General features: G+C 70.9%; 4 protein-coding genes. All 4 read right to left on the reverse strand.

Annotated elements, in window-relative coordinates; genetic code table 11:
* Window positions 1-25: 25 nt before the first annotated feature.
* Window positions 26-430 (reverse strand): DUF6009 family protein, encoded by a 405-nt coding sequence (locus tag ACFU6K_RS29435; RefSeq protein ID WP_380668083.1) that lies wholly within the window; start codon window positions 428-430, stop codon window positions 26-28.
* On the reverse strand, window positions 427-2,061 hold the full coding sequence (locus ACFU6K_RS29440) for a phage/plasmid primase, P4 family (RefSeq protein ID WP_380668085.1): 1,635 nt from the start codon (window positions 2,059-2,061) through the stop codon (window positions 427-429). Before ACFU6K_RS29440 ends, ACFU6K_RS29435 begins: the two co-directional genes overlap by 4 nt.
* Complete coding sequence (locus tag ACFU6K_RS29445) at window positions 2,058-3,161, reverse strand: bifunctional DNA primase/polymerase (protein ID WP_380668087.1); 1,104 nt, start codon at window positions 3,159-3,161, stop codon at window positions 2,058-2,060. The genes ACFU6K_RS29440 and ACFU6K_RS29445 overlap by 4 nt, the downstream gene beginning before the upstream one ends.
* Before the next feature lie 509 nt (window positions 3,162-3,670).
* Window positions 3,671-5,479, reverse strand: coding sequence for a hypothetical protein (locus ACFU6K_RS29450; RefSeq protein WP_380668089.1), 1,809 nt, complete (start codon window positions 5,477-5,479; stop codon window positions 3,671-3,673).
* Between the last annotated feature and the right edge of the window lie 265 nt (window positions 5,480-5,744).

Consider the following 5,744-nt stretch of genomic DNA (forward strand, 5'->3'; position numbering starts at 1 on the left):
CCCATGAACCGCATCACCAGGGCTGTCAGGCCTTCGGAAGCGTTATCCCCAGTTCGAGCATGGCGGGGGAGGCCGGGCCGCCCTCGGAGCGCTCGGTCTTGTAGCCCTTGACGCCCGGGGCGACGGTGCGCGGGTCCACGGCCTCGGAGGGGGCGCCGGTGGTGTAGAGGCCTTCGGGGTCCTGGTCGCGGTCGTGCGGCAGGAGCCAGAAGACGCGCCGGCGGAAGGTGCCGGAGGCGCGCGAGGACTTGGCGTCGGGGCCGAGGATCGCGTAGCCGACCATGCGGCCGTCGCGGTGGTAGGCCGGGCGGCCGCGGCGGGTGGTGAGGCGGTCCAGCGACTGACGGACGTAGTCGAGGTCGGAGGTCTCCTCCAGCCAGACGAGGTCGGTTTCGTGGGCGAGCTCGGCCGGGTCGATCAGCGCGCTCACGCGTTGTGCTCCTCTGTGTCGTCGGTGATCAGGCCGATGCCCGGGTAGTACTTGCGGCTGTTGGACAGGACCATCTCCTTGGGAGATGTCATACCCAGTGTCTCGCGAACTCGTGCGGCGAAGGCACGCCCGGATACGGGATTGGCCCCCTCGAAGCCGCACCAACGGGTGTAGGCGCCGAAGAGCTGGGACTGTTCGGCCCGCATGCCCTCGCCTGTGACGCACGCCTCCTTGAGGAAGCGGCCCACGTGGTCCTCGGTCTCGGCGTAGGCCGTGGTCGCGGTCTGGACGGCCTGGGGGCCGGCGAGGTCCTTCTCCCCGGCGAAGTAGCGGCGGGCGCCCTCGATGAGCCAGGCCAGGATCCCGGGCCCCTCCTCGGCGACGAGGACGTGGGCCAGGTTGTCGATCTTGCGCTCCTCGGGCACGACCCGCTCGAACGGGATCAGGCGCATGCGCCGCCAGAAGGCGAAGCCGCCGGTGCCGACCTCGGGACGGTGGTTGCCGAGCAGCCAGAGCTTGTGGGTGGGCTCGAAGGAGAAGAAGTCCTGGCGCATCCGGCGGGCCTTGATCTTGTCCCCGCCGGTGAGCAGCTTGACCCGGGCCTCGTCGAAGCGGTCGCCGGGCTTGAGCTCGGAGCAGACGATGATGCGCCGGCCGTGGAGCTCGGCGAGGTCGGTGGGGTGGCCGTCGAAGGTCTTGGCCATGAGGAAGCCGGGCGGGGCCGCGTCGGCGTAGTCGCCGAGGAGCTGGATCATGACGTCGAGCAGGACTGACTTGCCGTTCTTGCCCTGGCCGTAGAGGAAGGGCATGACCTGGGCGCCGACGTCGCCGCTGATGGAGTAGCCGAGCAGCAGGTGGAGGAAGTCGCGGGTCTGGCGGCCTTCCTTGTCGTCGCCGAAGGTGTCGGTGAGGAAGCGGTCCCAGCGGGGGGTGGGCATCCGGGACGGGGCGAGGGTGGTGGAGCGGGAGTGGTGGTGGACCTTCGGGTCGGGCGGCACGATGGCGCCGGTGCGCAGGTCGACCACGCCGCTCGGGGTGCACAGGGCGTACGCGTCGGCGTCCAGGAGAGCTGCGTTGAGGACCATCCCCGGGGCGGACTTGGCCTGGGCGAGCATGGCGTTCATACCCGAGGTGGACAGGGCGCGGCGGCGGTGCCGACGCAGGTCGGTGTTGGTGTAGAGGCCGCGGGGGTCGTGGGTGGCGATGCTCTCGGCCATCTCGCCGGCGGCCCACAGGACGGTGTCGTCCTCGTCGAGCTGCCAGCGGTGGGCGGCCCAGCGGTACCAGCCGAGTCCTGGGACGTGGCGGTAGTCGCGTCCGTAGAGGTGGACGAAGAGCTTGGCGTTTCCGCGGTCCGACAGGGAGTCCGGCAGGAGGCCCTGCGGGCTCGCCTGTGGGCCTGCGGGGGCGGGAGTGGACCGAATGACCGGTGAGGCCGTCGAGGGGCCCTGGACGGCCTGAACAGGCGTCTGCTGGGCCGCCACGGGGGCAGGTTCCTCCAAGAGGCTCTCCTGCACGGCGGTGCCGTGCCAGGGGGCCTGCGAGGGACCCGGGACCGGCGGGTACTCCAGGATCTGCTGCGCTGCGGCCACGGGGTCGAAGACCGTCCTCTTACGGGTGCTGTCGCTCATCCGCGCGCCTTCCCGATGTGCAGGGGCTGCCGGGCGCCGGCGGCGAGGCCGGAGCGGATGACGGCGGAGCTGTGCCGGTCCTGGGAGGGGCGGGCGGTGTGTGCGGCATCGGTGAGCAGCCGCTCGGCGGCCGCGTGGGTGAGGTGCCCGGCGGCGACCAGGCCTCCGGCGGTGAAGGCGGCGCGGTTGAGCTTGCCGGTGAACCCGGCCCCTTCGGCCGTGCCCGCGCAGTCGGTGACGTCCTGCAGAACGGTGTCGAGGACCCGATCGGCACCCCGCTTGCCGCCGCCGGCGGCCACGACGGCCTGACGGCCCCGGTGGGGGACGGCCTGCTGGGGGACGCTGTGCGTACCGGGCTGGTCCTTGAGGTGGCCGGTGCGGATGAGTTCCTCGGCGAGCCACCTGGGGAGCGGCGCGGGGACCGTGGCACCGGGCAGCGGGGTGTAGACACCGTTGGCGGTCGCCGTGACGGGAGCGACGATGTAGCCGCCGTGGGCACGGACGTCGACCTGCCAGGCGAGGGCCCGGCCGGCGGAGGAGCCTGCGGAACAGGCGAACCGGTGGTGGGCCTGGTCGCGGTACCAGATGTGCAGGCCCCCGGAGGGGGTTCGCACCCTCAGGGTCGCGGTGTCCCCGGCCGGGTCGGGGGCACCGCGCAGAGCCGCCAGCAGGGCGAGGGTGTGGTAGCCGTTCTCCAGGCCGTCGAGGTTGACGTGCTCGTGGATCGGGATGCCTGGCAGGATCCGGTCCCGGGAGGGGACAGGGCCCGGGTGGCTGTCGACGTCGATGACGACCAGGCCCGCAGGGCCGCAGGCGACACCCGTACCGAAGTCCGGGTTGACTCGCCACCAGGCGGTGATGACGTCCTGGTTGACGGTGGCGGCGTGGAAGCCGTGGCACCAGCGACCCACCCGGGGGCAGATGCACTCGGTGGGGGAGTGCGGGGAGTCCTGGCAGGCCTGACAGTTGGCCGGCGGGGTCTTGCGTCCGGGAGCCAGCGGATGGACGGGCCACCCCTGGGCGGCACACCAGCGAGCGACGGCGAGCGCCTCCGGCTGACGCTCCGCTCGGTCGCTCCCCACGGCCTTCGGCGCCGTCACGCTGGTCCCTTCCCCTTGGTTCGGTAGCTGATCGGTAGCTCGGTAGCTGCCCGGACGTGAGTCGCTGGCTGAGTCGCTGAAGGCAAAAAGCCAGGTCAGAGCACTGGCGGATGCCGGATCAGCGACTGAAGCGACCGAAGTCCAGAAGATAGCTCACACAGACTAGCCGAGCGAGGACATACGAGCCCGAACCGGCGGAGCCCGTGGGCAGACTGAGCGACCGAACCGTTGGCCAGCGACCGAGTCGCTTTGGTCGCTGGTTCCGGTGCTCCGACGTTTCCGCAGGTAGAAGCCGTTTTCCAAGCCCATCAGCGACTGAAGCGACTCAAGCCCGGGTCTATAACGCACACACGCACACGGGAATGTCTTTATATACCCGGGCTTGAGTCGCTTCAGTCGCTGATCGGGTGAGTATATGGGTTCTGACCTGGGGTTTTGTCCAGCGACTGAAGCTCAGCGACTGAAAGCGACTGAGCCTCTTCGGGCAGAACGGCGGCGTGTCGCGCGTGTCAGGCCCGGCTGAAGGTGCCGGGTTCGGTCGCTTGGGTCGCTTCAGTAGCTCCGCCGAGGACGAAGGGAGCCGGCTGACTGCCCAGGAGTTCTGCTGCCGCGGGTTGCCGAGCCGCCGGCACCGGAACCGGTGAAGCCCCGTGGGCAGCGACCGAGCGACCGAAGCGACTCTGGTACCGACTTGCCGCAGGATCCGGTTCCGGCTGCCCGGCCTCAGTCGAGGGGAACGAGTCGGTACCGGCCCGAGACGTCCTCCGGACCCTGCACCGCCAGCACAGGCCGTCGTTCGCCGCGGGCCGGTCGCAGCGTGCGCTGCCGTCGCCGGTGCAGCGTCCGGCCGGGACTGCCGTGGGGGTGGTGGCCTTCGAGGTGTGCCGGCAACCGCCGCACAGACCTGACGTTCCCACCGGGCGGGGGCGTTCACAGCCGGGACAGCACTGGCCGAGCCTCGGGAGGTGGTCAGGCCCGGTGGGGGCGTTGCCGGCGGGTGCTGAGGGCACCACCGGTGGGCGGGACGCGGCCCGGCGGTCGGTGATGACTTCCCGGCACGTCCGGCACGCAGTACCGGAGGACCACAGCACTCCGGTCTCGCAGTCGGGGTCAGGGCAACCCCAGCGGGGCAGTGCGACGCCCAGCAGCCAGCGGCCGACGTCCCGGATGTCCGAGGGCGTCGTGGCGGCCAGGCGGGCCGTCAGGCGGGCTCGAAGCCTCGCGTCGTCGGTGCCTGTGCGCAGCTGGCGCCCGGCTTCGCGGCCGATGAGCCGTTGGGTGAAGGTGTTGGCCCGGGGCAGGAGCCAGCGGACGGGTTCGAGGGCAGCGTGGACGCGGGGGCTGTAGGTGAGTTCGGGGGCGTTGCTGTCGGGGTGCTCCCCCGCGCGGAGCGCGAGACGCGGGCTCGGCAGTCGAGCCGCCACCGGCTCACCCGGGGGCACCGGTTCCGTGCGCACGGCCGGGCGGCCGGGCACCGACGCAGCTACCGGTATCTCGCCTTCGGCGGGTGGGAAAAGCGGACGTTCGTTCGCGGGTCGGTCAGTCATAGGGTCTTCTCTGTACGCGAGCGATCCGTCATCAACGCGGGGACCCGATCCGTCACCAACAACAGGAGACGCGGGTGTGGCGAAGAGGTCGAACGGGTCGCCGGGGCGGGGTTCCGGTTCGACCGTGGCGAGGGTGAAGAGGTGCCGGCCCTGGGTGCCGGCGCGGCGCTCGACGGTGATCCAGCCGGTGGCCTCCAGGCCGTCGATCACCTTCCCGGCGGCTTCCGTGGTGATCGGGCTGCCCGCGCGGCTGCCCGTGTGGTGGCGCAGGTAGCCGGCGAGCTCGGCCTCGGTCAGGGCGATCTTCAGGGCCACGGCGTAGGCGATGGCGGCGTACGCGCGCAGTTGGCGCGGCGTGAGGTCCTCGCAGGCGGCGACGGGCAGCCAGACGAAGCGCTCCGAGGACGTCATCGGCCGCACCCGGCGCAGGCAGGTGGTGCCCCAGCCGCCGGGCATGGAGCGGCGGGTGTTCTCCGGCAGTTCGATTACGCCGTCGGGCGCGCTGGAGCGGAGCTGGGAGATGCCGCGTTCGACGGTGGACTTCGACAGCCCGAGGTAGGACGCGAGGGTGCGGGCGCCGGCGGTGCAGCCTTCGGGGCGCTGGGCGAGTGCCTTGATCTTGACGTAGACGCTGAGCGCCGCATCCGCGTAGAACGGGGACTCCACGATGCGGAGGGGGACTTTGACCCGTTGTCGGCGCTGTCGCGGGGGCAGCCCGTTCCAGGCGGCGATATCGTGCGACGGCTGGAAATCGCGTGGATTTTGCTTCATTATATTGCCTGTACATGTGACATGTCTGGCCCGTACGGGAGTTGGATCACTCCAGTCGGGTGGCACGGTCCCTGTGTTCGTGTCATGTGGATGTCTCCGTATCGGGAGGCAGAAGCCTTCATCGGCTTCGGTTCGGCAGAACCTCGTTGTTGTCCGGGTTGGCGCCCGGACGGGCTCGGCCCACTGAGTTGGCGCTCGGTGGGCGGTTTGATCTCTGGACCGCGTTCCAGGTGCCTGGCAGCGCCTGAAACGCGGTCGTCGGGGC

Source organism: Kitasatospora sp. NPDC057512 (assembly GCF_042802135.1).
GTDB lineage: Bacteria > Actinomycetota > Actinomycetes > Streptomycetales > Streptomycetaceae > Kitasatospora.

Excerpts from the sequence above, each read along its gene's own strand:
- ACFU6K_RS29440 (WP_380668085.1), bottom strand. The coding sequence starts at position 2,061 with ATGAGCGACAGCACCCGTAAGAGGACGGTCTTCGACCCCGTGGCCGCA.
- ACFU6K_RS29450 (WP_380668089.1), bottom strand. The coding sequence starts at position 5,479 with ATGAAGCAAAATCCACGCGATTTCCAGCCGTCGCACGATATCGCCGCC.